A 24,073-nucleotide genomic window follows, 5' to 3' on the forward strand; every position below is an offset into this window, starting at 1 on the left:
GATCACCCGGAGGAGTCACCCGTAAACCCGGAAAAGCGGAATCGGGTGATCGCGCGGGAAAATGGGTAGGTTGTCCCGGTGCACATCCTGGTCGTGGACGACGAGGTCGCGGTCGCCGAGGCCGTGTCGCGCACGCTGCGTTTCGAGGGCTACGAGGTCACGACCGCCCAGGACGGGGCGCGGGCGCTCGAACTCGTGCGCTCGCTGCGCCCCGACGGGGTGATACTCGACGTGACCATGCCGGTGCTCGACGGCCTCGACACCTGCCGCGTGCTGCGCGCCTCCGGCGACACCACCCCGGTGCTCATGCTGACCGCCCGCGTCGAGGTCTCGGACCGGGTCGCGGGCCTGGACGCGGGCGCCGACGACTACCTCGCCAAGCCGTTCGCGCTGCAAGAGCTGCTGGCCAGGGTGCGCGCCCTGGTGCGGCGCGGCGGCTACGCGGGCAGCGCGGCCCGCTCGGAGGCGCTGCGCTTCGCCGACCTGCTGCTGGACGCGGGCACCCGCGAGGTGCGGCGGGGCGAGCGGCAGGTGGCCCTGACCAGGACCGAGTTCTCGATCCTGGAGACGTTCCTGCGCAACCCGAGACTGGTGCTGTCCAGGGAGGCGATGTTCCGCACCGTGTGGGGCCACGACCTCGGCGCGGGCTCGAACGGCCTGGACGTGTACGTCGGCTACCTGCGCCGCAAGCTGGAGCAGGAGGACGAACCGCGCCTGATCCACACCGTGCGCGGCGTGGGCTACGTGCTCCGCGAGGACCCGCTGTGACCAGCCAGAACCCCGACACCCCGACACCAGGCAGCACCTCCGGCGACCACTCCCGCCCAGACGACTCCTCCGGCGACTCCCCCGCCAGCCACACCCCCACCGATCACTCCCCCGCTGGCCGCTCCTCCACCGACCACTCCCTCGCCGGTCACTCCTCCACCAGTCATTCCCCCACGCCGCCCACACCCGCCTCCTCAACTGCGAACAGTTGGCAGTCAACAGTTGGCAGCCCCACCAACACCAACCCCACCGATCACACCCCCACGCCACCCGCATCCGCCTCCCGAACTGCCAACAGTTGGCAGTCAACAGTTGGCAGCCCCACCGACCCCACCCCCGGCCCGCCCGGCCAATCCAGCCACCCACCTGGCCACTTCAGCCACCCCAGCGAGCCCAGCCAGCAGCCCAGCCAGCAGCCCAGCCACCCCAGCCACCCCAGCCACCCCAGCCAGGACCCCGGCCCTCATCCCCCCACCCCACCAGCCCTTTCCCGCCTGGTGGACCGCCTCTCCCTGCGCTCCCGCTTCGCCCTGCTCGCCGCCGCCGCAGCGGTGCTGGTCGTGGTCGGCGTGGCCACCGCGTCCTGGTTCCTCGTGCGCGTCCGGCTCAACCAGCAGTTCGACGACCAGCTCCGCGCCTCCGCCGAGCTCGCCGCCCGCTCCACCTCCGCCCAGGACGCCCTGACCGTGCTGCGCTCGGACTCCCCGCCGCGCCGGGGCCCCGGCGGCGGTCCCGGCGGCAGGCGCTCCGACCTGGTCGTCCAGTTCGTCTCCGGCGACGGCGAGTCGACCACCGCAGGTGGCCCGAGGTTCCCCGTCACCGCCGAGGCCCGCCGCCTCGCCGAGGGCGCCAGCTCCCGCGTGGAGGAGACCGAGATCGGCCGGGCCCAGTACCGGGTGTGGACGGTCGCCCACGACGGCGGGCTGGTGCAGGTCGCGCGGGACGCCGAGGGGATCGAGGCCACGTTGCGCGTCCTCGGCCTGCTGCACGGCGCGGTCGGCCTGGTCGGCGTGCTGGTCGCGGCGCTGCTGGGCCGCTCGGTCGCGCGGACCGCGCTGCGCCCGGTGGACGCGCTGACGGCGGGCGCCGAGCGGGTCGCCCGCACCCAGGACCTGACCGCGCGGATGCCGGTGGCCGGGCGCGGGGAGCTGGCCAGGCTCGCCGAGGCGTTCAACGCGATGCTGTCCGCGCTGGCCGAGTCCCGCTCGGCGCAGCGCAGGCTGGTCGAGGACGCGGGCCACGAGCTGCGCACCCCGCTGACCAGCCTGCGCGCCAACGTCGAGCTGCTGCTGCACGCCGAGAACTCCGGCCGCGCCCTGCCCGAGGCGGACCGCAGGCGGCTGCTCGTGGACCTGGACGCCCAGTCCGTGGAACTGACCGCGCTGGTCGCCGAGCTGGTGGAGCTGGCCAAGCAGGACGGCGAGCCGGAGCGGTTCGAGCCGCTGGAGCTGTCGGACGTGGTCGCGGCGGCCGTCGCCAGGGCGCGGGCGCGCGCCCAGCACGTGGTGATCGAGGTCGACCTGGCCCCGGTGCGGGTGCTCGGCGACGCGGCGGCGCTGGAGCGCGCGGTGCTGAACCTGCTGGACAACGCGGTGAAGTGGAGCCCTCCGGGCGGGGTGGTGCGGGTGTCGGCGCGCGCCGGTGAGGACGCGGTCGTGGAGGTCGGCGACGCGGGCCCCGGCATCGCCGACGAGGACCTGCCGCACGTGTTCGAGCGCTTCTACCGGGCCCCTGCGGCACGGGCGCTGCCCGGTTCCGGCCTCGGGCTGGCGATCGTGGCGCGGGCCGCCGCCGCGCACGGCGGCGCGGTGTGGGCGGGACGCTCCCCCGAGGGCGGCGCGCTGCTGCGGCTGGCCCTGCCGCCGCTTTCTCACCCGAACACCGGCGTTCTCTCACCGTCCTCTCACGAAGACCGGGCACCTTGGGGATAGCACGGCCACCGGAGCAGGGGTTTCCCACGATCCGGGCGGCCGGTCCCACACCCGACCAGCCCACCCGACCAGCCCACCCCGGATCAGCCCGGTCCAGCGCAGCGGCAGGAAAGCGAACCACGATGACCACTCCCGAGCAGCCGACCCCCAAGCAGCCCGAGCAGCAGCCGGAGCAGCCGACCCAGGAGCTCCCGAGCACGTCCGCGCGGCCCGAGCCCGAGCCAGCCGCCACCGCCGCGAGCGAGCCCGTCTCCGCAGCTCAGAGCACCTCCGCCGGGGACGGCGAGCCGCGCGCCCGAGGCCGGTTCGGCGCCCGCGTGCGCACCGTCGCGCGGCACCGGGCGACCGGCCTGGCGGCGGTTCTGGTACTGGGCCTGGCGCTGGGCGCGGGCGGCACGGCGCTGGCGCTGCACGGCGGCCGGGGCGGCGGCGACCGCCCCGCGCACTCCGGGTCGGCGAACGGCGACGTCCGGGGCAAGGGCGACCACCGGGGCGGCGAGGGCCGCGCGGAAGGCAGGCGCGGCGGCCCCGGAAATCGGGAAGACCGAGGTGGCGACCACCGGTACGGACCCCACCGGGGTGATGGTCGCGGCGCCGACGGTGAAGGCCGCCGAGGTCGCGACAACGGCGGAAACAACTCCGACCGGAACCGGGACAACAGCGAGAACAACGGCGAGAACAACAGCGGCGGAGACGGCGACAACTGACCCGTTCCGCACTGCGGCCCACCGCCCCCGGCGCCCTCGGACTTCCGAGCGGAACCGGGGGCGGTGTCATTCAGCCCACACTTCCCGGCGCATCCCCTAACCCCCCTGGGGATGCCTCCGGAAGCCCCCGTTCGGGGTGGGAAGAAGGTCCACATGGTGGACGCAGCGCGACTTGTTGATCACGAGTGGGTCATTGCTGAGGTGAAGATTTAGTTTCACTCGTTCGGTCGATTTCGGAACGTCGCAGCTCAGCGACCATCCACCCTCAGTTCACACACCGTCTTAACATCGCTAAGTGTGACGACCTCAATACGGGGGTATCAGGCAGGGTTAAGCTCCACGCCGTGATCTCAGACGGCGAGGACGACGAGAGGTCGTGGCACCGGTTCGGGCCGGAGTCGACCGAGCGGCGGATGCTGGAGCTGCTCGGCGCCCGGTACGCGGCGCACCTGCGACCCCGGACGTTCACGCTGCCCGACGACAGCCGGGTCGAGGTCGAAGGAGTCGATCCGAGCGGCACCATCCTGGTGCAGCTGGTCGCGAACCAGGGCAACTACAAGTCCCACCACCGCAACAAGGTGATGGCGGACATGTTCAAGCTCATCTGGTTGCGCGACTCGCTCCTGCCCGGCGGGCACGCGGTCTTGTGCGTGAGCAGCACCGTCGCGCAGGCGTTCTCCGGCTGGGTGGCCGCAGCCGCCCGCGACAGCCGGGTCGAGGTTCTGCTCTACCAGGACTCAGGCGAACTGGTGCCGCTGGTCGCGGCGCCGGCCACGCCGTAACAGAACGGCAACACCATGGTGGCTACCGGACGACAACGGCACGGTACAATGATCGGGATTCGGAATTCCGCAGCGCAGACTCCCTCGCGCCGCACGCTCTCCGGAGTCCAGAACGGGACGACTCTTCAGGAGAGCACCATGCCTTCTGTCTACCCCGCGGGCTTCGTGAAGCAGGGGGCAGCGCAGTGACCGGCTCGGCGATCGAGGTTCGCGGCGTTCACCGCGAGTACGGGAGCGGGGCGGCGAAGATGGTCGCCCTCAACGGGGTTGACCTGTCGATTCCCTCCGGCAGTTTCGTCAGCGTCATCGGGCCGAGCGGGTGCGGGAAGTCGACGATGCTCCGCCTCATCGCGGGCCTGGAGGTCCCCGACGACGGCGACGTCAGCGTCTACGGCGTCAGCGCGGAGCAGGCGTGCGCGGCCAAGATGATCGGTCTCGTCCCGCAGGCGCCCGCACTGCTGCCGTGGCTTTCCGTGCTCAGCAACGTCACTCTACCCCAAAAGGTGAACCGGGGCGCGGCCAAACGGCGGAAGAAGATCGCCCAGGCAGCGCACCGAGACGTCGACGTGGCCAAGCCGGACATGATGGACCTGCTCAAGAAGGCAGGCCTGGGCGACGCCACGCACAAGCTGCCCTCGGAGCTGTCCGGCGGGATGCAGCAGCGGGCCGCGATCGTGCGCGCCTTCGGCCTGCGCCCGGACGTGCTGCTGATGGACGAGCCGTTCTCCGCGCTGGACGAGTTCACCCGCGAGAGCCTGCAGGGCCAGCTGCTCGACATGTGGGAGGGCCTCAAGACCACGGTGGTCTTCGTGACCCACTCCGTGGGAGAGGCCGTCCGCCTGTCGGACACCGTGGTGGTCATGGCGGCCCGGCCGGGCCGCATCACCGACATCGTGCCGATCGACCTGCCCCGGCCGAGGGACACCGAGCTGATGAAGTCTCGCGAGTTCCACGACCTGGAGGACCTGGTGCGGGACAAGCTCCGCGCCGGCTGGGGAATGCACGCGGCGTGAGGACGGAATCCGACATGACCTCGATCGAGGACAAGCCCACCGTGCGCGTCGACCTCGCGGGCGTGGGCAAGACCGGCAAGTCGTCCCGCAAGCCGGGGCAGTCCAAGCTCAAGGCCGCGCTGCACCCCAAGGTGTGGTCCCCGCTGGCCGTGATGCTCGTGGTGCTGGGCTTCGTGTGGGAGCGGACGGCGGAGACCATGCCGTACCTGCTCCCCCACCTCAACAAGGTGGGCGCGGCGCTCACCAAGGACCCCGCGAAGTTCTTCGACAACGCGTGGTGGACGCTGCAGGAGGCCATGGTCGGCCTGCTGATCGGCTTCACCGCCGCGTTCGTGCTCGCGGTGCTGACCAGCGAGTGGGGCGTCGCCCGCAGGGCGGTCATGCCGATCGCGGTGGTGCTGAACGTGACCCCGCTGGTCGCGATCGCCCCCGTGCTGGTGGTGGCCTTCGGCTTCGGTCCCGAGCCCAAGCTGATCGTGACGGCGCTGATCTGCTTCTTCACCCTGCTGATCAACATCTCGACGGGCCTGCGGTCCGTGCCGCCCGCGGTGCTCCAGGTGTACCAGACCGTCCGGGCCTCCCGGTGGGAGATGCTCTGGCGCATCCGCATCCCCAACGCGCTGCCGTACATCTTCGCCGGGCTGCGCATCGCGTTCCCGCTGTCGATCGTCGGCGCCGTGGTGGCCGAGATGTCCGCGCCAGGGGCCTCGCTGGGCCTCGGCACGATCATCAGCATCTCGTCGTCGATGAACCGGCTCGACATGGTCTTCGCCTCGATCACGATCCTGGCGGTCATGGGCTCGCTGCTGCTGCTCGTGGTGACCACCGTCGAGCGCAAGGTCCTGCACTGGCACGAGTCCACCAAGCAGGGCGCCAAGTAGTCCCGAGCTGAGGCCCGCCGAGCAGGCGGGCCCCGGCCTCCCACCCCGGAGGCCGTCCCAGACCCCCGCCCACCCCGAGGGCGGGTTCGCAAGGAAACACCTGCTGCACCCCAGCACCGGTCACACACCGGTGCGGGTTCCGCATGTCACCTTCACGAGGAGCACCCCTTATGAGGCACCCCCTTGCCCGCGCAGGCCTGGCACTGACCACGGCCATGGGCGTGGCGCTGGCGGCGAGCGGCTGCTTCGCCGGCAGCGACAGCTCGTCCAGCGGCAACGAGAACGCTCCTGCCGCGAACGTCGCGGAGGGCAGCCAGATCTCCGACGAGCGCTGCCAGAAGAACAAGGACGCCGGGAAGATCGTCTACCTGACGGGCTACCAGTACCAGGCGTCCGCCTCGATCCTGGAGTACATCGCCGCCGACAAGCTCGGCTACTTCAAGGCGCTGTGCCTGGACGTCGAGATCCAGCCGGGCACCGGCGACAGCATGGGCAACGCCCGCATGGTGGCCGCCGGTCAGGTCCAGGTCACCCCGATCTCCCTGCAGGAGATCATCGGCGCGCGCGTCGAGGGCGAGGGCTCGAAGATCGTCGGCATCAGCGCGTACTCGTCGTCGGGCCTGGACGTCCTGATGACCAACAAGGACGTCAACAACCTGACCCAGCTCGAGGGCAAGATCCTCGGCCACAAGGGCAAGGTGCCCACCAGCGTCGAGGCGATGCTGAAGAAGGCCGGGGTCAAGTACGACGCCGTCCAGCAGGTCAAGGTCGGCTACGACGCGACGGTCCTGCCGCGCGGCGAGGTCCAGGCGCTGACCGGCTTCATCTCCAACGAGCCGAACCAGCTCGCGGCCCAGAACAAGGAGGTGACGGTCTGGCGGCCGTTCACCTTCGGGATCCCCAGCTCCATCGGTGGCATGGCCGCGAACCCGGACTTCGTGCAGAAGCACCCGACCGCGGCCCAGGACTTCATGCGCGCGGGCTTCCACGCGTACGACTACTGCGCCGATGACGCCAAGGTCTCCGAGTGCGTCGGCTACGCCACCGAGGCGGCGGGTGGCGCGAGCGACGCGTACGACCCGAAGCACCAGGAGAAGATCTGGAAGACCGAGGTGGCGGAGATCGAGGCCACCCGGACCAAGACGGTCGCGCTGGGCGCGCTCGACCTGGGCCACATCTCGTCGCTGGTGACCTTCCTCAAGGAGGCGAAGGCCATGCCCGAGTCCGTGACCGAGGACACCGCGAAGACCTACTTCGACACCAGCGTCGTCGAGGGCCTGTACGACGCCGACCAGCTCATCTGGCCCGCGCCCTGACGCGTGCCTAGGCACCACCGCTCAACCTGAAAGGCGAAGCCCCGCTATGTCGCGCAAGGACTACGGAATCTTCCTCCCCATCGGCAGTGGCGGGTGGATGCTGTCCACGACGGCCCCCCACCCGCAGGCCACCTACGAGTACAACAAGCGGGCGGCACTGCACGCGGAGGACATCGGCCTGGACTTCATCATGTCGATGGCGAAGTGGCGGGGCTTCGGCGGCACGACCGACCACTGGGGCGAGAGCCTCGAGTCGATGACGATGATGTCCGCGCTCGCCGAGGCCACCAGCCGGGTGCAGGTGTGGGCGACCATGCACGCCAACGTCCACCACCCGGCGATCGCGGCGAAGATGTACACCACGCTGCAGCAGATCTCCGGCGGGCGCGCGGGCATGAACATCGTCAACGGCTCCTACGCGGGTGAGTTCACGCAGTTCGGCCTGTGGGACGCCGAGCTGAGCCACGCCGAGCGGTACCGCATGACGCGCGAGTGGACCGAGGCCGTCAACCGGCTGTGGACCGAGCACTCGGTCTCGTTCGAGAGCGACTTCTTCACCTTGGACGAGGCCGAGTCCCGGCCGCACCCGGCGACCAAGCCGACGATCATCAGCGCGGGCCGCTCGGCGTCGGCCCGCGAGTTCCAGGCCCGGTACGCGGACGGCGCGTTCCTGGCCTCGGACACGCTGGAGGAGATGCGGGAGTACTCCCGCGACGTGCACGCCAAGGCGGAGTCCTTGGGGCGCAAGGTGAAGACCTTCTCCATGCTGACCGTGGTGCAGGACGAGACGGACGCCGCCGCGACCGAGAAGGTGCGCGCCTGGGGCGCGGGCCTCGACCGGGAAGCGCTCACCTCGATGCGGATCGCGTGGGGCATCCCGGAGCAGCAGGCCCGCTCGTGGGCGGAGGACGCGAAGGGCGAGCAGGCCTTCCAGACCCCGTACGTGAGCGGTGACGCCGACACCGTGCTGGAGCACATCCGGCACATCGTGGGCGAGGCCGAGCTGGACGGGCTGATGCTCATCTTCCCCGAGTACGACCAGGACATGGTCCTGTTCGGCGAGACCGTGCTGCCCCGGCTGCGCGAGCTCGACGGGGCGGCGGGCTGATGCCCACCCGCGAGGAGATGCTCGCCCACCTGACGGCGCCCGCCAGGCGTCCGGCGCTGCTCGTGGTGGACGTGCAGAACTCCTTCGCCGACCCGGAGCTCCTGGCCTCCTGGGGGACTCCCCCGGAGGCGCTGGAGCTGGTGGCGAGCGCTGTGGCGGGCACCGACCGGTTGGTCGGGCTCGCCCGCGCCGCGGGTGTCCCGGTCATCTGGATCGAGCTTGCCAGCGACCCGGCCCGCCCCTGGCGGGCCAGCGCCTGGCTGCGCACCGGCGACCCGGACACCCCTTACGGGCCGGACGAGCCGTGCGTGGCCGGGACGGAAGGCGCGCGCTGGTACGGAGTGGAACCCGGTGCCGGGGAGGCCAGGGTCGCCAAGCGCGGCTACAGCGGCTTCCACGGCACCGGGCTCGCCGACCTGCTGCACGAGCAAGGGATCGACTGGGTGACCGTCGCGGGTCTGACCACGGAGTGCTGCGTGGCCGCCACCGCGGTGGACGCCTTCCAACACGGATATCCGGTCGTGGTGGCCACCGACGCGGTGGCCGCGTACGACCTCGACGTTCAGCGCGCCGCGCTGAACCAGCTGGAACTGACCTCGGCCGTGCTCGCCAGCTCCGCCGATCTGCAACGGACGTGGGCGTCCTGGGGCGCCGCACGACTGACGGGAGCACTTCGGTGAGCGGTATGCGCATCGCGTTCGACCTGTCCTTCACGCACACGGAGGGGCGCTGGGCGCGCCCCGGCTCGTGGGAGGGCCGGGACTTCCCGGACGTGCGGATGTTCATGGAGCTGGCGCAGACCGCGGAGCGGGTCGGCGTGGACATGCTGTTCTTCGGCGACGGCAGCGGCATCCCGGACACCTGGCGGGGCTCGATCGAGCCCGCCGTGGAGTGGGGCATCCAGTGGCCGCGCCAGGACATGTCGCCGGTGATCGCGGCGATGTCCACGGTGACCTCGTCGATCGGGTTCGGCCTGACCTACTCGTCGACGTTCATGCACCCGTTCTACGTGGCGCGGCTGCTGAACTCGCTGGACCACGTCACGAACGGGCGGGTCGCGTTCAACGTGGTCGCCTCGACGCGCGGCGCGGACGCGGCGAACTACGGCTACGACAAGCTGCTCGACCACGACGTCCGGTACGAGCGGATGGAGGAGTTCGTCGAGGTGTGCCAGGCCCTGTGGGCCTCGGTGGCGCCCGACGCGATCGTCCGCGACCGGGCGACGGGCCGGTTCGCCGACCCGTCGAAGGTGTCCCCGATCAACCACCGGGGGAAGTTCTTCACGGTGAAGGGCCCGCTGTCGGCGGTGCCCAGCCCGCAGATCTCCCCGGTGCTGGTGCAGGCGGGGAACTCGCCGCGCGGCATCGCGGCGTCGGCGAAGTTCGCCGAGGTGGTGTTCGGCTTCGGCGCGAACCTCAAGGGCCAGCTGCGGCACCGCGCGCTCCTCGACGAGGCGCTGGTCGCCGAGGGCAGGGACCCGGCGAGGGTCGGGATCCTGTGGGCCAACCAGGTCATCGTGGGCCGCACGAACGCCGAGGCGCGCGCCCGGCGGGACGAGGTCCTGGCGTTCTGGGACCACGAGGCGGTGGGCGCGTACCTGTCGCACAACACCGGGTACGACTACTCGACGCTGCCGGAGAAGTTCGCGATCGGCGAGCTGCGCGACCGGATCCACGCCGCGCAGGCGAGCCAGGCGGGTCTGGTGTCGTCGCTGGCCGCCGAGCTGGGCGACGAGCACGTGCTCAGCCGCGCGGAGTTCTTCGAGCACGGCTGGCGCAGCGCCACCGGCATCGACCACACGGTCGTCGGTGACGCGGCGACGATCGCGGACGCGCTGCAGGAGAACTTCGCGGCGACCGGGTCGCGCGGCGGCTACATGCTGTCGAGCCCGACCGGGATGCCGTCGGGCTTCGACGACATCGCCGAGCTGCTGGTGCCCGAGCTGCGCCGCAGGGGCGCGCTGGGCGCGCCCCGCTCGGGTCGCACGCTGCGCGAGAACCTGTCGGCGTGAGCACGTCGACTCCTCGGGGTCGGGACTGGCTCGCCCTGGCCAGTCTCTGCCTCGGCTTCTTCCTGCTCCTGGTGGACAGCACGATCATCTCCGTCGCGCTGCCCGCGCTGATGGCGGACCTGGGCGCCGACGAGGGCACGGCGATCTGGGTCAACAGCTCCTACCTGTTCGCGTACGCGGTGCCGCTGCTGGTCGCGGGCAGGCTGGGCGACCGGTACGGGGCCCGCGCGGTGTACCTGGCGGGCCTGGTGCTGTTCATCGTCGCGTCGCTGGCGTGCGGGCTGGTGTCCGGGCCGCTGGCGCTGGTGGCGTGGCGGGTCGTGCAGGGCCTGGGCGCGGCGCTGATGACGCCGCAGAGCATGACGATCATCCGCAGGCTCTTCGCCTTCCCCGCGCTGGGCGTGGCGATGGGCGTGTGGGCCTCGGTCGGCGGTGTGGCCTCGGTCAGCGGCCCGCTGCTGGGCGGGGTGCTGGTGGGCGCGTGGGGCTGGGAGTCGATCTTCCTGGTGAACGTGCCGATCGGACTTGTCGCGCTGGTGGCCGCCTGGTTGTGGCTGCCGCGCGCTGAGCCGCTGCGCACGGCGATCCCGGTGACCGGTGTGCTGGTCAGCGGGCTCGGGGTGTTCGGCGTGGTGGCCGGCATCCACGGCGGGGTGCTTCCGCCGTGGATGCCCGGCTGGGTGGCGGTGCTGGCCGGGCTGGTGCTGGTGGGCGGCGTGGTGTTCGCGCAGCGCGCCGAGCCGGACCGGGCGCTGGTGCCGGTGCCGCTGTTCCGGGACCGGGGGTTCGTGATGGCGTCGGTGGGCGCGGCGATGTCCTCGTTCACGGTCGGCGCGGCGATGATCCCGGTGATGCTGCACCTGCAGGGCGCGCGCGGGCTGGACTCGATGTCGGCGGCGCTGGTGCTGATCCCGATGGGCGTGGTGTGCGCGGCGACGGCCCCGTTCGCGGGCCGGTCGGTGTCGGCGCGCGGGCCCCGGTTCACGGCGCTGATCGGCTCGATCTCGCTGGCGGTGTCGGTGCTGCTGGCGGCGGTGCTGGTGGCGGTGTCGGCGCCGATCTGGGTGTTCTCGGCGGCGCTGACGGTGTTCGGGTTGGCCAACGCGTTCGTGTGGGCCCCGATGTCGGTGGCGGCGCTGAACTCGGCGCCGGACCGGCTGATGGGCGCGGCCTCGGGCGCGTTCAACGCGATCAAGCAGGTCGGTGCGGTGGTGGGCAGTGCGGTGACGGCCGCGCTGCTGGCGGTGACGTCCCAGGGCGCGGCGCTGGCCGCGCTGGGCGTGGCCGCGCTGGTGTGCGTGCTGGCTTCAGCTCTGCTCGGGAGGAATTCGGTGGAACCGCTGGGACGGGTGTCCGGGGTCGTGGTGCACGGCGCCGGGCGCGGCAAGGACTTGGGCTTCCCCACGGCGAACCTGGACTTCGACGCGTCGGCCTCGGTGCCCGAGGACGGCGTGTACGCCGGGCGGTTCACCCTGCTGGACGGGCCGGACGCGCCGGTGGTGCTGCCCGCGCTGGTGTCGATCGGGTCGAACGAGACGTTCGAGGGCTCGGCCCGCACGGTCGAGGCGCACGTGCTGGACTTCGACGGCGACCTGTACGACCGGCGGGCCGAGGTCGAGCTGGAGTCGTGGATCAGGGGCCAGGTCGGGTTCTCCTCGGTGGAGGCGCTGGTGGAGCAGATGCGGCGGGACGAGGTCGTGGGGCGGGCGCACTTCTCCTCGGCCGGTCCGGCCGGTTCCGTCGCGTCGGCGGGGCCGAGCGCGGCGGACCGCTGGAACGACCGGGTCGGCGGCGAGGAGCCCCGCTCGGGCGTGCTGGTGGCCGAGCGGACCGGGTCGGTGACCGAGCCGTACACCGACGACGTGGTGGCGCTGCGGCAGGCGTTCTCGGCGTTCCCGTCCGGGGTGGCGGCGATCGCCGCGCTGGTGGACGGCGAGCCGGTGTCGCTGGTGGTGTCCTCGTTCAGCGTGGGCACCTCGCAGGAGCCGCCGCTGGTGCTGTTCGCGGTGCAGCTGAGCTCCACGACGTGGCCGACGCTGTCGACCGCGCCGCTGCTGGGCGTGTCGGTGCTGGGCGAGGACCACGCCGGGAAGGTGCGGCAGCTGGCGTCGACGAAGGACCGGGGGAACCGGTTCGGCGGGCTGGAGACGGCGGTGTCGGACTCGGGGGCGGTGTTCCTGGAGGGCGCGCCGCTGTGGCTGGAGTGCGCGGTGGAGCACACCTACCCGGCCGGGGACCACGAGATCGTGGTGCTGCGGGTGCGGGGGCTGCGCTCGGACCCGGCGCACCGGCCGCTGGTGTGGCACCGGTCGGCGTTCACCACGCTCGCGGACGAGCGGGACCGGGAGCGCGTCGCCGGGTGACCCGGTGATCGGACGGCGGGGGGCGGGTCTTCGGACCCGCCCCCTTCTTCTTTGGCCCGTCCTTTATTCGGCGCGGGGCGGGTTCGGCGCACGTTCCGCCGGTCCGGCGGCCTCGCGCGGACCGGTCGTTCGCGGCGCTCCCCCTTCGCGCGGCGAGGTGGCCGCGAACCGGCGCGGGTGACGCCCCGGCCACGTACAGTGATTGCTCTCCAGTCCCGACCGCTGGGTGTGTGATCGTCATGCGCATCGTGCTGGACACCGATCCCGGCGTCGACGACGCCCTCGCCATCCTGTACCTGGCCGCGCACCTGGACGAGGCCGAGCTGGTGGCGGTGGGCAGCGTGCACGGGAACGTGCCCGCGCCGCAGGCCGCGCTGAACGCGCTGCGGGTGCTGGAGCTGGCCGGGCTCGGCGGGGTGCCGGTGGCGGTGGGGGCGCGCAGGCCGCTGGCGCAGCCGCTGTACACCTCGGAGTTCGTGCACGGCCTCGACGGGCTGGGCGGGCGGGCCGGGCCGCCGCCGTCGCGGCAGCCGGTCCCGGTGTCGGCGGCCGAGCAGCTGGTGGCGCTGGCCAGGGCGAACCCCGGCGAGCTGACCCTGATCGCGCTGGGGCCGCTGACGAACCTGGCGCTGGCGGTGCTGCTGGAGCCGGAGCTGCCCGCGCTGCTGCGGTCGGTGACGGCCATGGCGGGGGCGACGGCGGTGCCGGGCAACATCACGCCGTACGCGGAGGCGAACGCCTGGCACGACCCGGAGGCGGCGGCGATCGTGCTGGACGCCGGGTTCGACCTGACGCTGGTCGGGCTGGAGGTGACCGAGTCGGCGCGGGCGGACGCGGACTGGCTGGACCGGCTGGCGGCGCTGCGGACGCGGCGGGCGCGGTACGCGAACGCGATCCTGGCGCACTACGTGGAGTTCTACACGCGGGTGATCGGCAGGCGCACCTGCACCCCGCACGACCCGCTGACCGTGGCGGTGGCGCTGGACCCCGGCCTGGCCACGCACCGCGAGCTGCCCCTGGGGGTGGAGCTGACCGGGACGCACACGCGGGGGCAGATCGTGGCCGACCGGCGGCGGATCACCACGACGGCGCACATCGAGAGCACGATCGACGACACGCCGAGGCCGGTGAAGGTGCTGCGGACGGTGCGGTCGGAGGTGTTCCTGGAGCGGCTGCTGGAGGCGCTGGCGCGACCGGACTAGCCGCGCCCGCGCCGGTCTCAGGCGTGCTGGGCGAGCTGGATCAGGTTGCCGCAGGTGTCGTCGAGGACGGCGACGACCACGGGGCCCAGCTCGACCGGCTCCTGGGTGAAGCGGACGCCGAGCGCGGTGAGCCTGGTGTGCTCGGCGCGCACGTCGTCCACGGCGAACGAGGTGGCCGGGATGCCGTCGGCGACGAGCGCGTCCTTGTACGGCTTGACCGCCGGGTGGCTGGACGGTTCGAGGACCAGCTGGGTGCCGTCGGGGTCGTCCGGGGAGACGACGGTGAGCCAGCGGGCCTCGCCCATCGGGACGTCGTCCTTGAGCCGGAAGCCGAGCACCTCGGTGTAGAAGCGCAGGGCCTGCGCCTGGTCGTCGACGAAGACGCTGGACAGGTGGATCTTCACGGGTTTCCCCCGGGTGGTCCGGGCCGGAGCCAGCGGGTGACCAGGTGCTCCAGCGGTGCGGTGTTGAGGTCGTGGAACTTGTAGCGGCCCTCGCGGCGGGTGCGGACCAGGTCGGCTTCCTCCAGGACCGCGAGGTGCTGGCTGACCGCCTGCCGGGAGAGGCCAAGGCCGTGCTTGGTGATGAGTCGGGTGCAGAGCTCGAACAGGGTCTGGCCGTCCCGGTCGACCAGCTCGTCGAGGATGCGCCTGCGGGTCGGGTCGGCCAGCGCCTTGAACAGCTCCTGCGCCACGCAGGACACCATAGGCAAGTGAACGCTTGCCTATCAAGGGGGTGCGGGTAATCCGTTCGGGCGATCCGGTGGGCGCCGGGGAATTCGGTTGCCCGCGTCCGGTCGCCGCGAGCAGGATCGGCGTCCGTGAAGAGCGGGTTGCGGGCCATCGCCCAGGAGACCGTGGAGATCACCCGACGCGGGTCGTACGTCGCCGGGGGCCGCGAGGTGGTGATCGGCGAGGCGGTCGCGCGGGCCGTGGCGGGCACGGTCCTGCACCTGCCGGACGAGCCGCTGGCCGTGCCGCCCGCCGGGACCGCCCCGAGCGCCGAGGCGCGGGTGGAGGTGACCGGCGAGTCGACCCTGGAGGCGGCGCGGCGGTTGGGCGAGGACGTGGCGTGCCTGGTGTTCGCGTCGGCCCGCAACCCCGGTGGCGGCTTCCTGAACGGCGCGCAGGCCCAGGAGGAGGCGATCGCCCGCTCGTCGGCGCTGCACGCCTGCCTGGAGTCGGTCCCGGCCTTCTACGCCCACCACCGCGCGCACCCCGAACTGGTGTACACCGACCGGGTGATCCACTCCCCCGGCGTGCCGGTGTTCCGCGCGGACGACGGCGCCCTGCTGCCGCAGCCGCACCGGGCGGCGTTCCTGACGGCGGCGGCCCCGAACCGGGGCGCCGTGGCGACCAACCAGCCCGACCGGCTCGCGGACGTCCGCCCGGCGCTGCTGCGCCGCGCGGAGCGCGTGCTGCGCGTGGCCGCCCACCACGGCCACCGGCGGCTGGTGCTGGGCGCGTGGGGCTGCGGGGTGTTCCGCAACGAGCCGGGCGAGGTGGCCGAGGCGTTCGCGACGGCCCTGGCGGCGTTGCCCGCGTTCGACCACGTGGTCTTCGCGATCCTGGACCGCGCGCGGGACTCCCCCGTGCGCGCCGCTTTCACGGCCCGCTTCGGCGGGTCGTGACGGGCGGGCGCTCTTTTCCGCCGTCCACGTCCCGAGGAGTTCCTGTTGCCCGATGGCCCGAACACCCCCTCCACCGCGTCGGGGGCTGCCGCGCTGGACGCGCTGGACGCGCTGGACGCCGAGCGCCGGGCCCTCGGCGCACCCGGCCCGGTGGTGCGGGAGATCGCCGCGGACGGCCGGTCCTGCCGGATCGTGTTCGCCGACCTGGGCGGTGACGCCCCCGACCCGACCGAGTCCCAGCGGGCCGAGTCCGAACGGGCTGAGTCCGAGCGAGCCGGGTCCGAGCGAGCCGGGTCCGAACGGGCCGGGTCCCAGCGAGCCGAGTCCGAACAGGCCAAGGCCTCGTGGGCCAGTTCCGAGCGAGCCCGGTCCGAGCTGGTCCGGTCCGAGGTCGAACTGGCCCGCGCACGCGGCTGGTCCCTGGAGTGGAAGACCTACGGCCACGACCCCGGTGTCACCGAACTCCTCCCCCACCTCCTCGCCGCCGGTTTCCAGGCCGAGGACACCGAGCAGGTGCTCGTGCTGCCCCTGGACGCCCCACTGCCGACCCCGGCGCACGAGGTCCACCGGATCACCCCCGACCGGCTGCCCGACTACGCCGAGATCGCCTCGGCCCTGGGCCGCGCCAACGTCCAGGCCGAACTCGACCTGGTGACCGCCGAACTGCTGAACGATCCCGATGGGATGAGCGTCCACCTCGCCTACGTCGACGGCGAACCGGTCTCCTGCGGCCGGGTCTACTACCGACCGGGTGGCGCGTTCGCCGAGCTGGCGGGCGGTCGCACGAAGCCCGCCTTCCGGGGCCGGGGCCTGTTCACCTCGGTGGTGGCATCCCGCCTCCACGAGGCCAGGTCACGCGGTCGCCGCCTGGCTGCCGTGGACGCCCTGCCCACGTCCGAGCCGATCCTCACCGCCCTCGGCTTCCGAGCGATCACCTGGACCCGCCCGTACGTGCTCGACTGACCGGGCCTGCCCCGCACCCGTCTGCCCCGCACCTGCCTGCCCCGCACCCCCTACTCGGTACGGGGTCGCCTCCCTCTTCCGAGCGAGGCGACCCCACCCCGTCACCCCGACACCCCGTCCGCGTCACTCCAGGTGCAACCGGGGCCAGTCGGCCAGGTCAGCGAGCATCCCCCGGTCGTGGGTCGCGACGACCACGGCGGCGGGCGTTCCCCGCAACGCCTCGGTCAACTCGTCCACGAGCGCGGCCGACAGGTGGTTCGTCGGTTCGTCGAGCACGATCAGGTTCGGCCGGGTCGCCAACCGCAGCGCCAGGTCGACCCGCCGCCGCTGCCCCTGCGACAACCGGTCCACCGGCGTGCCCAGCACGTGCCCGTCGAGCAGCCCGAACGCACCCAGCGGCAGCACGCCGTCACCCAACCGGGCGTGCAACTCCCCGACCGTCACCCCCGCGGGCCACGCGGGCACCTCCTGCGCCACCACCGCGACCCGCGCACCGGCGAGCCGCCGCACACCCCCGGTCGTGGGTTCCAGGTCCCCGGCGAGCACGGAGAGCAACGTCGACTTGCCCGCCCCGTTCCCCCCGGTGATCAACAACCGGTCGCCCCCGTCAAGCACGAGGTCGACCGGCCCGCGCAACCGCCCTTCGACGGCCACCCCGTCGACCCGCGCCAGCGGTTCCCCCCGACGCACCTCAACCTCGGGCCAGCGCAACGAGGGCGGCGGTTCGGGCGCGGTGATCCGGTGCGCCTCCAGCGCGTCCCGCTCCCGGTTCAACGCCCGCACCACACCGGGCGCCCGGCTCTGCCGCTGGTGCCTCCCGGTCCCCTTGTCGGGCCGCCACCCGGTGCTGAGCCGGTCACGCGCCCGGTCGACGGCGTCGGAGAGCCTGCGCCGCTCCTCGACCTGCTCCCCGTGTTCCCGCGCCCACCTCTCCAGCTCAAGCCGCCGCCCGTCCCGCCACCCGGAGTAACCGCCCGCGTAGACCCGCGCCGCGCCGTCCCGACTGGGGTCGAGGTCCAGGAACTCCTCCGCGACGTCCCGCAACAACACCCGATCGTGACTGACCACCGCGAACCCGCCCTGGAAGCCCCGCAACCGCTCGGTCAGGAACGCCACCCCGGCGGCGTCGAGGTGGTTGGTCGGCTCGTCGAGCAGCAGAACGTCGTGGTGGGCCCCCAACAAGCAGGCCAGCCGAACCCGGTACCGCTGCCCCACCGACAAGGTGGCCAACGGCCGCTCCCGGTCGGCGCAGGCGGACAACGCCTCCAGCGCGACGTCGACCCGCCGCTCGGCGTCCCAGGCGTCGAGCCCGGTGGCGGCGTCCAACGCGGTCGCGTACCGGTCATCGGCGCCCACGACCCCGGCGGCCAACTCCTCACCGGCGAGGTCCAGCGCCCGAAGCGCGAGGCGCGACCCCCGCAGGGCCGCCCCGGTCAACGTCCCGACGCTCTCCCCACCCCGGACCTCCAGCGCCTGCCGGGCGAGCCCCACGACCCCAACCCGCCGCACCGTCCCGGAATCGGGCGCCAGAACCCCGGCGAGCACGTGCAACAACGTGCTCTTCCCCCGCCCGTTCTCCCCGACGACCGCCAACCGCGACCGCGCGGACACGGTCACCGACAGCTCCCGCAACACCTGCCGATCCCCGAGCGCGACACTGATCCCGTCAGCCCGAACATGCGCCCGCGCCCCAGCCAGGAGAGGAACCCCGGCAACTTCTTCAAGCTCCGCAACGTCCCCAGGCCCGCTGCCGGCCCCGCTCACAGCCCTGCTGCCAGCCCAGTCCCCACTCCCACTGCCAGCCCGGTCATCGCGCCCGCGCCGCCCTTTACCGGCCCCGTTGCCGAGCCCACTCTCGCTACCAAGCCCGCGCCCGGCCCCGCTGCCAACTCCGCGCCCATTCCCGTTTCCGCGCCCGCTCCCACCGCCGAGCCCGAGCCCGTTCTCGCGCTCGTCCCCGTTCTCGGGCACGCTCGCGCCCCCGCAGTCATTCCTGCGGTCGTTGCCATCCCTGTTCCCCACGCCGGATGCGCGCAGGGGTGATCCACCCAGTGGGTGCGTCATGGTGTGTTCTGCTCCGCGACTCGGATTGAGCCGGGCAGCACTCTAAGAGCCGCCCGGCAATGGCCGGTACGGCGGCAGCAAGGGGTGTCAGTCCTCCCGCTCCGCCGTCAGCGGAGCCGGATCCTCACCCAGCACACGGGCCCAAATCGCACCATGCCCCCAACCCTAATCCACCCGGCAGACCACCCCCAACGGTTTTACCGTCACCCGATCGACCGATCTCTCACCAGGAGGTGCTCCCGTGCCGCACTGGCCCGTGGTGGCGTTCGACGACGACGGCTACCCCTACCTCCTCCGCGACCAGACCGCCCTCACCGGCTGGGCCGAGTCCCCGGAAACCGCCCTCCCCGAGTTCGGCGGCGCGGTCGACTCCACCGGTCAGCCGCTCGACCTGGTCTTCGACGCGGACACCCCGCGCCTGATCCCCTCGGACGGCGAAGGCCCGCCGCTGCACGACCTGGTCCTGCGCGCGAAGCAGGAATTCCCCGGCCTGGCCCCGCTCGCGGGCCCGGCGGCACGAATCCCCCACCTCACCCCGGCCGAACTGATCGCCGCCCTCCACGCCTCGGCCCCGCTCATCCGCACCTCGCGCTGGTGACCGCTCACCGGGGCAGAACGTCCGCCGTGCCCAGCGCCTCCCCCGGCAACCCGCCCGCCCGCGCCCGCAACCCGTCCAGCGCCACCGCCAACGTCCGCTCGCAGGCGAACGGCGCCGGTTCCACGTCCTCGCACAACGGCCGCCGCAGCAGCAGCGAGAACAGCCGGATCACGTCCCCCGCCCCCACGTCCGCCCGCAGCGCCCCCTCAGCCTGCGCCGCCAGCACGAGCGCGTCGATCGCCGCGAGCACCCCGTCCCGCAGCTCCAGCGCCGCCGGATCAGCCCGCAGCGCGGCCCACGTGCGCGGGGACAGCACCGCCAGCCGCACGCTCAGGTCCAGCTCGGCCGAGGTCCGCAGCAACCGCACCAGGGCGTCCCACGCGGTCGGCTCCTCGGCGACCGCCGCGTCAGCCTCGGCGAGCGCGCGGGCGAAGTTGTCCAGCACCACGGCCCGCACCAGCGCCGTCCGGTCGGGGAAGCGCCGGTAGAGCGTCCCGACGCCGACCTGGGCGCGCCGCGCCACCTCCTCCATCGGCACGGTCTCGGGGTCGTGCGCGGCGAAGATCGCCTTGGCCACGCCGATGATCCGGTCGCGGTTGCGCCTGGCGTCGGCGCGCAGCGGGGGCCGGTCGTCGACGGGCGGATCGGCGCTCATGGGGGAATCCTGCCACCCGGTTGTCGCCTCGACGCCGGGCAGCGCCGGAACTAGCGTGGGCGACAAGCGGAAGGAAACCCTCCGAATCCCCGCACACCGGGAGGCCCCCGTGACCAGTTCCCCGGAAGAGCCGCTGCCCGTCCCCCAGCCGAGGCCCGGCCCGTACGAGCCGCCCGCCGGGTACCGGAGTCGCGGCAGGGTCTCCAGGGCGCGGACCCCGATGGGCGTGGACACGTGGCTGGTCACCGGCTGGCACGACCTGCGCGCGGTGCTCGCCGACCCGAGGTTCAGCGCGGACCGCGCGCACCCGGCGTTCCCGAGCGTGGTGCCCGGCCAGCGCGGCCTGACCACCCGCAACGGCCGCACCACCCTGATCGCCCAGGACCCGCCCGAGCACACCCGGTCGCGGCGGGCGGTGCTGGGCGAGTTCACCGTGCGCCGGGTGCGCGCGATGCGCCCGCGCATCGCGGAGATCGTGGACGAGCACCTGGACGCCCTCCTGGCGGGCCCGCGCCCGGCCGACCTGGTGACCGCGCTGGCGCTGCCGGTGCCGTCGCTGGTGGTGTGCGAGCTGCTCGGCGTGCCGTACGCGGACCACGCGTTCTTCCAGGGCCGCACGGCGGAGCTGGTCCGGCGCGGCACGTCGGCGGCGGACCGCGCGCGGGCGGCCGAGGAGGTCCAGGAGTACCTGAGCGCCCTGGTGGCGGCGAAGCGGCGGCAGCCCGGCGACGACCTGCTGGGCCGGTTGATCGTGAAGCAGCGCGCGGCGGGCGGCGAGGACCACGACGACCTGGTGCTGCTGGGCACGTTGCTGCTGCTGGCCGGGCACGAGACCACGGCGAGCACGATCGCGCTGGGCGCGCTGGCGCTGCTGGAGCGGCCGGAGGTGGCGCGGGAGCTGCGCGAGGAGCCGGGGCTGCTGCCGGGGGCGGTGGAGGAGCTGCTGCGGTTGCTGAGCGTGGTGGAGACGGCGACGTCCAGGCTGGCGAAGGCGGACGTGGTGGTGGGCGGGCGGCTGGTGCGCGCGGGCGAGGGCGTGATCGGCCCGGTGCAGACCGCGAACCACGACCCGGAGGTCTTCCCGGACCCGCACGTGCTGGACGTGCGGAGGCCGCAGGGCAAGCACCTGGCGTTCGGCTTCGGCCCGCACCAGTGCCTGGGTCAGCACCTGGCGCGCGAGGAGCTGCGGATCGTGTTCGGGGCGCTGCTGGAGCGCGTGCCCACCCTGCGCCTGGCGGTCCCGAGGGAGGACCTGGACTTCAAGGACGACGCGAACGTCTACGGCCTGCACGCCCTGCCGGTGACGTGGTGAACGACGCACGGCTCCCCGTGGACCGCCCCCACCGGGTCGGGTCGCTGCGGGGAGCACGCCGCGGTCTTCCCGTGGGAATCCGCCCTTCGCCGCGAAGTGGATCAAGCTTCCTCCACGGACCCCTCGGGGCGCAAGCCGGCTAGGCGGGGTTGCTCTTTTCGGGTGGCGCGAGCCTGCGCAGGACCTCCTGGCGGTCGCGGGACTTGAAGTCGCGCAGCAGCGGCCCGTGGTCGACGGCGGGCCGGTCGCGCAGGACCCGCGCCGCGAGGTCGACCGCCTTGCCCTGGTCGGTCTCGTAGGCGAGCGCCAAGGCGCTGCGCAGCCGCTTGTCCCCTCCCGGTTCCACCCCCGCTTCCGCGACGCGCTCGCACAGGTCGAAGCAGGCCTGCCGATCGTCCACCTTCTCCGCGGCCACGAGCCTGATCTCGTCGCTCACGTCCATCCGGATGAACTCGCGGAACAGGACGACCCCCATCGCCCGGCCGTTCTTCTGCGCGGCCTCGGCGTACTCGAGCTTGTCGTGCGGGGTGGCTCGGGGATCGTCGAAGAGCACGCGGCAGAACCGGGTGGCATCGGCGCCGGTGAGCTTGTCCTTCGCCAGGGCGAACGCCCGCTTGCGGATGTCGTAATCCCACTCGCCGTCGTCCAGCAACCAGGTGTAGTAGCGGACGACCTTGACGGCGGTGGCGCGCAGGCACTCCTCCTCGATCCGCTTGATGGTGGTCAGCACGTCCGGGGAGCGGCTGGGCTTGTGCCGGTGGACCAGCTCGTCGCAGACGTCCACCACCCGCCGGTCCCCAGGGTTCGCCTTGACGGCGATGAGCGCCTCGTCGAGGCCGAGCGGGTTCAGGTGGGCGATGTCGATCAGCGGCTCGGGCGGGCCTTGCAGGTTCAGGTGGCAGAAGTGGGCTGCGTCGAAGCGCAGGATCGCGGGGTTCGCCGCGTTCCTGTGGAAACGCACCAGCTCCGCGTTCAGCCGCTCGCGCTGGAGGTCGAGCAGCAGCCGCATGACGGACTTGCGGGTGGCGCGCTGCCCGAACTGCTTCAAGTGCTCGAAGAGCACCTCGACGGCGTCCGCCCTGCGGTGGGGCAGAAGCCTCTTCGCGGCGTGGAGCCTGGCCTCCTCGCCGTGACGGCGGTCGCGCGCGTTCTTGGCGTAGACCTGGAGCGCGCCGTCGAGGTCGTGCGCTTCGAGGAACCCCGCCAGGGCATTGCGGACGTCGCCGTCCTCGGCGTCCGCGAGGGCCAGGTCCAGCAGGGTGAGCGCGAATCGCCGGTCGCGGTCGTGCGCCTTGTTCCAGAACTCCTCGCGGTAGCCCTTCACGAGCGGGTCGACCATGAACGCGACGAGCGCGGGACGTCCCCCTTCCCGGTCGAGTTCGAGGAGGTGGAGCGCGAAGGCAGCGCGTTTGGGGCCTGCGGCGCCCCGACGCCTCACCTCCGCGCCGAGGAAGTCGACGGCCTCTCCGGGAGTCAGGGCGTAGAGCTCGCCGACCCGCCGGTTCAGCTCCGGGCTGATCGGCAGGCTCAAGCGCCGCTTCAGGTAGGTCACCGCCTCGACGACCAGCGGCCTCTCCAGGACGACGCCGTACCGGTTCATCTCACCGAGGACTCCGACTCCCATCCCACGCCACCACGGACGCAGCAGCCGCCGGAACGCCTTCGTCAGGTCGTGCCCCTGGTCCTGCCAGTGAGCCGCCAGCGCGATCCGGGCGGCGCGGTGCCGCTCGGATCGGAACTTGCGGGGGGCGAGCTGCCCACGTGCGCCCCAGGCCGCCGGGTCCGGATAGTCGCGGGCGAGGTCGCGACCCGCGAAGAAGTCCACGAGGTCCCGGTCTCGGAAGTCGACGCCCTCGCGGTCCGCGGCCACCAGCCCGGTCCGGTTCAGCACCTCGATCACGGTGTCCCGCCACCGGTCGACGTCCTCGGAACCCGCCACCCCGACGCCCGCTCGACGGACGACCAGGGCCAGGGCCTCCGCCGGGCCTCCTCCGCCGAGCACGAGTTCACGCGCGAGGTCTTCGAGGAACGGCTCGGGGTTGAAGGGCGGCGCGGTCGCCCCGACCTCGGCCGAGCACCGCTTGGCAAGAGCCAGGTGCTCCCGGAAGGGCGTGTCGCTGCGGACGTCCTGTTCGGGCTGCTCTGTGGGCACCCGGCCGAAGCTAAACGACATACCCCGCCCCTCCTCCGCACTTCAGCGGAAGCTCTGTGACCAGCAGAACAACCGCTCGCACGACTTGAAGCTTCAAGTTAACCTTGTCCTATGCCCCCCGCAGCCCCCCGCTGGCTCGACGCCGAAGAACGGCGGACCTGGCTCGCGCTCGCCAGCGTGCTCATCCGGCTCCCCTCCGCGCTCGACGCGCAGCTCCAGCGCGACGCGGGCATCAGCCACTTCGAGTACCAGGTGCTCGCCTTCCTCTCCGAGCAGCCCACCCGCTCGCTGCGCATGAGCGAGCTCGCCGTCGTCACCGAGGGCTCCCTCTCCCGCCTCTCCCACGTCGTCAAGCGCCTGGAGCGCCAGGGCTGGGTCACCCGCACGCCCGACCCCGACGACGGCCGCTACACGCTCGCCGTGCTCACCGACGACGGCTGGGACAAGGTGGTCGACACCGCGCCCGGCCACGTCGAGGAGGTCCGGCGGCTGGTGTTCGACCCGCTCTCGGGCGAGCAGCAGCGGCACCTGCGGGAGATCGGGCAGCGGGTGTGGTCCGCCATCGAGCCCGACGGGTCCTGCCCCGGTTCCTGAACGCACCCGAGAAACCACCCGGA

The 24,073-nt window shown here is 72.7% G+C and carries 22 protein-coding genes; 17 read left to right on the forward strand and 5 right to left on the reverse strand.

Going from position 1 to position 24,073, the window contains the following annotated elements; genetic code table 11:
• The first annotated feature begins 78 nt into the window (after positions 1 to 78).
• The 12 genes from LV78_RS01520 to LV78_RS01575 all read left to right on the forward strand — a co-directional run bounded on the left by LV78_RS01520 (position 79) and on the right by LV78_RS01575 (position 14,082).
• Positions 79 to 768 (forward strand): response regulator transcription factor, encoded by a 690-nt coding sequence (locus tag LV78_RS01520; RefSeq protein ID WP_253842705.1) that lies wholly within the window; start codon positions 79 to 81, stop codon positions 766 to 768.
• A gap of 497 nt (positions 769 to 1,265) precedes the next feature.
• Positions 1,266 to 2,699 (forward strand): sensor histidine kinase, encoded by a 1,434-nt coding sequence (locus tag LV78_RS01525; RefSeq protein ID WP_253842707.1) that lies wholly within the window; start codon positions 1,266 to 1,268, stop codon positions 2,697 to 2,699.
• A gap of 122 nt (positions 2,700 to 2,821) precedes the next feature.
• Positions 2,822 to 3,406, forward strand: a complete 585-nt coding sequence (locus LV78_RS01530; protein WP_253842709.1) for a hypothetical protein — start codon at positions 2,822 to 2,824, stop codon at positions 3,404 to 3,406.
• A 344-nt stretch (positions 3,407 to 3,750) separates the two neighbouring features.
• Positions 3,751 to 4,188: a hypothetical protein gene (locus tag LV78_RS01535; RefSeq protein WP_253842711.1), complete on the forward strand. Its 438-nt coding sequence runs from the start codon at positions 3,751 to 3,753 to the stop codon at positions 4,186 to 4,188.
• 185 nt (positions 4,189 to 4,373) lie between these two features.
• The gene (locus LV78_RS01540; protein ID WP_253842713.1) at positions 4,374 to 5,201 is read left to right on the forward strand and encodes an ABC transporter ATP-binding protein; all 828 of its coding nucleotides are present in this window, start codon (positions 4,374 to 4,376) and stop codon (positions 5,199 to 5,201) included.
• On the forward strand, positions 5,198 to 6,082 hold the full coding sequence (locus LV78_RS01545) for an ABC transporter permease (protein ID WP_198320468.1): 885 nt from the start codon (positions 5,198 to 5,200) through the stop codon (positions 6,080 to 6,082). The genes LV78_RS01540 and LV78_RS01545 overlap by 4 nt, the downstream gene beginning before the upstream one ends.
• 170 nt (positions 6,083 to 6,252) lie before the next feature.
• Positions 6,253 to 7,398, forward strand: coding sequence for an ABC transporter substrate-binding protein (locus tag LV78_RS01550; protein WP_253842715.1), 1,146 nt, complete (start codon positions 6,253 to 6,255; stop codon positions 7,396 to 7,398).
• A gap of 46 nt (positions 7,399 to 7,444) precedes the next feature.
• Positions 7,445 to 8,506, forward strand: coding sequence for an LLM class flavin-dependent oxidoreductase (locus tag LV78_RS01555; RefSeq protein ID WP_253842716.1), 1,062 nt, complete (start codon positions 7,445 to 7,447; stop codon positions 8,504 to 8,506).
• The gene (locus tag LV78_RS01560; protein WP_253842717.1) at positions 8,506 to 9,186 is read left to right on the forward strand and encodes a cysteine hydrolase family protein; all 681 of its coding nucleotides are present in this window, start codon (positions 8,506 to 8,508) and stop codon (positions 9,184 to 9,186) included. Before LV78_RS01555 ends, LV78_RS01560 begins: the two co-directional genes overlap by 1 nt.
• 5 nt (positions 9,187 to 9,191) lie before the next feature.
• Positions 9,192 to 10,517 (forward strand): NtaA/DmoA family FMN-dependent monooxygenase, encoded by a 1,326-nt coding sequence (locus LV78_RS01565; RefSeq protein ID WP_253843221.1) that lies wholly within the window; start codon positions 9,192 to 9,194, stop codon positions 10,515 to 10,517.
• Positions 10,514 to 12,880: an MFS transporter gene (locus tag LV78_RS01570; RefSeq protein ID WP_253842719.1), complete on the forward strand. Its 2,367-nt coding sequence runs from the start codon at positions 10,514 to 10,516 to the stop codon at positions 12,878 to 12,880. Before LV78_RS01565 ends, LV78_RS01570 begins: the two co-directional genes overlap by 4 nt.
• Before the next feature lie 239 nt (positions 12,881 to 13,119).
• On the forward strand, positions 13,120 to 14,082 hold the full coding sequence (locus tag LV78_RS01575; protein WP_253842721.1) for a nucleoside hydrolase: 963 nt from the start codon (positions 13,120 to 13,122) through the stop codon (positions 14,080 to 14,082).
• A 17-nt stretch (positions 14,083 to 14,099) separates the two neighbouring features.
• Here LV78_RS01575 and LV78_RS01580 read toward each other — a convergent pair whose 3' ends face one another.
• Both LV78_RS01580 and LV78_RS01585 read right to left on the reverse strand, forming a co-directional pair.
• Positions 14,100 to 14,486, reverse strand: a complete 387-nt coding sequence (locus LV78_RS01580) for a VOC family protein (RefSeq protein ID WP_253842723.1) — start codon at positions 14,484 to 14,486, stop codon at positions 14,100 to 14,102.
• Entirely contained in the window at positions 14,483 to 14,788 is a 306-nt protein-coding gene (locus LV78_RS01585) for an ArsR/SmtB family transcription factor (protein WP_253842724.1), read from the reverse strand. Before LV78_RS01585 ends, LV78_RS01580 begins: the two co-directional genes overlap by 4 nt.
• Positions 14,789 to 14,902: 114 nt before the next feature.
• On the opposite strand from LV78_RS01585, the gene LV78_RS01590 reads away from it, so the two are divergent.
• Both LV78_RS01590 and LV78_RS01595 read left to right on the forward strand, forming a co-directional pair.
• The gene (locus LV78_RS01590; protein WP_253842726.1) at positions 14,903 to 15,712 is read left to right on the forward strand and encodes a TIGR02452 family protein; all 810 of its coding nucleotides are present in this window, start codon (positions 14,903 to 14,905) and stop codon (positions 15,710 to 15,712) included.
• Positions 15,713 to 15,757: 45 nt separating this feature from the next.
• Positions 15,758 to 16,675 (forward strand): GNAT family N-acetyltransferase, encoded by a 918-nt coding sequence (locus LV78_RS01595; protein ID WP_253842728.1) that lies wholly within the window; start codon positions 15,758 to 15,760, stop codon positions 16,673 to 16,675.
• Positions 16,676 to 16,798: 123 nt separating this feature from the next.
• Here LV78_RS01595 and LV78_RS01600 read toward each other — a convergent pair whose 3' ends face one another.
• Positions 16,799 to 18,373, reverse strand: coding sequence for an ABC-F family ATP-binding cassette domain-containing protein (locus tag LV78_RS01600; RefSeq protein ID WP_344621181.1), 1,575 nt, complete (start codon positions 18,371 to 18,373; stop codon positions 16,799 to 16,801).
• Positions 18,374 to 18,980: 607 nt separating this feature from the next.
• Between LV78_RS01600 and LV78_RS01605 the strand changes: the two genes are divergently transcribed.
• Positions 18,981 to 19,337, forward strand: coding sequence for a hypothetical protein (locus LV78_RS01605; RefSeq protein ID WP_253842732.1), 357 nt, complete (start codon positions 18,981 to 18,983; stop codon positions 19,335 to 19,337).
• Between the two features lie 4 nt (positions 19,338 to 19,341).
• Here the strand turns inward: LV78_RS01605 and LV78_RS01610 are convergent, their stop codons facing one another.
• Positions 19,342 to 19,992, reverse strand: coding sequence for a TetR/AcrR family transcriptional regulator (locus LV78_RS01610; RefSeq protein WP_253842734.1), 651 nt, complete (start codon positions 19,990 to 19,992; stop codon positions 19,342 to 19,344).
• A 109-nt stretch (positions 19,993 to 20,101) separates the two neighbouring features.
• On the opposite strand from LV78_RS01610, the gene LV78_RS01615 reads away from it, so the two are divergent.
• Complete coding sequence (locus LV78_RS01615; protein WP_253842735.1) at positions 20,102 to 21,304, forward strand: cytochrome P450; 1,203 nt, start codon at positions 20,102 to 20,104, stop codon at positions 21,302 to 21,304.
• Positions 21,305 to 21,443: 139 nt separating this feature from the next.
• Here LV78_RS01615 and LV78_RS01620 read toward each other — a convergent pair whose 3' ends face one another.
• Positions 21,444 to 23,456 (reverse strand): hypothetical protein, encoded by a 2,013-nt coding sequence (locus LV78_RS01620; RefSeq protein ID WP_253842737.1) that lies wholly within the window; start codon positions 23,454 to 23,456, stop codon positions 21,444 to 21,446.
• A 111-nt stretch (positions 23,457 to 23,567) separates the two neighbouring features.
• On the opposite strand from LV78_RS01620, the gene LV78_RS01625 reads away from it, so the two are divergent.
• The gene (locus tag LV78_RS01625; RefSeq protein WP_253842738.1) at positions 23,568 to 24,050 is read left to right on the forward strand and encodes a MarR family winged helix-turn-helix transcriptional regulator; all 483 of its coding nucleotides are present in this window, start codon (positions 23,568 to 23,570) and stop codon (positions 24,048 to 24,050) included.
• Positions 24,051 to 24,073: the final 23 nt, after the last annotated feature.

Source organism: Actinosynnema pretiosum (assembly GCF_024171695.1).
GTDB classification, from domain to species: Bacteria; Actinomycetota; Actinomycetes; order Mycobacteriales; family Pseudonocardiaceae; genus Actinosynnema; species Actinosynnema pretiosum.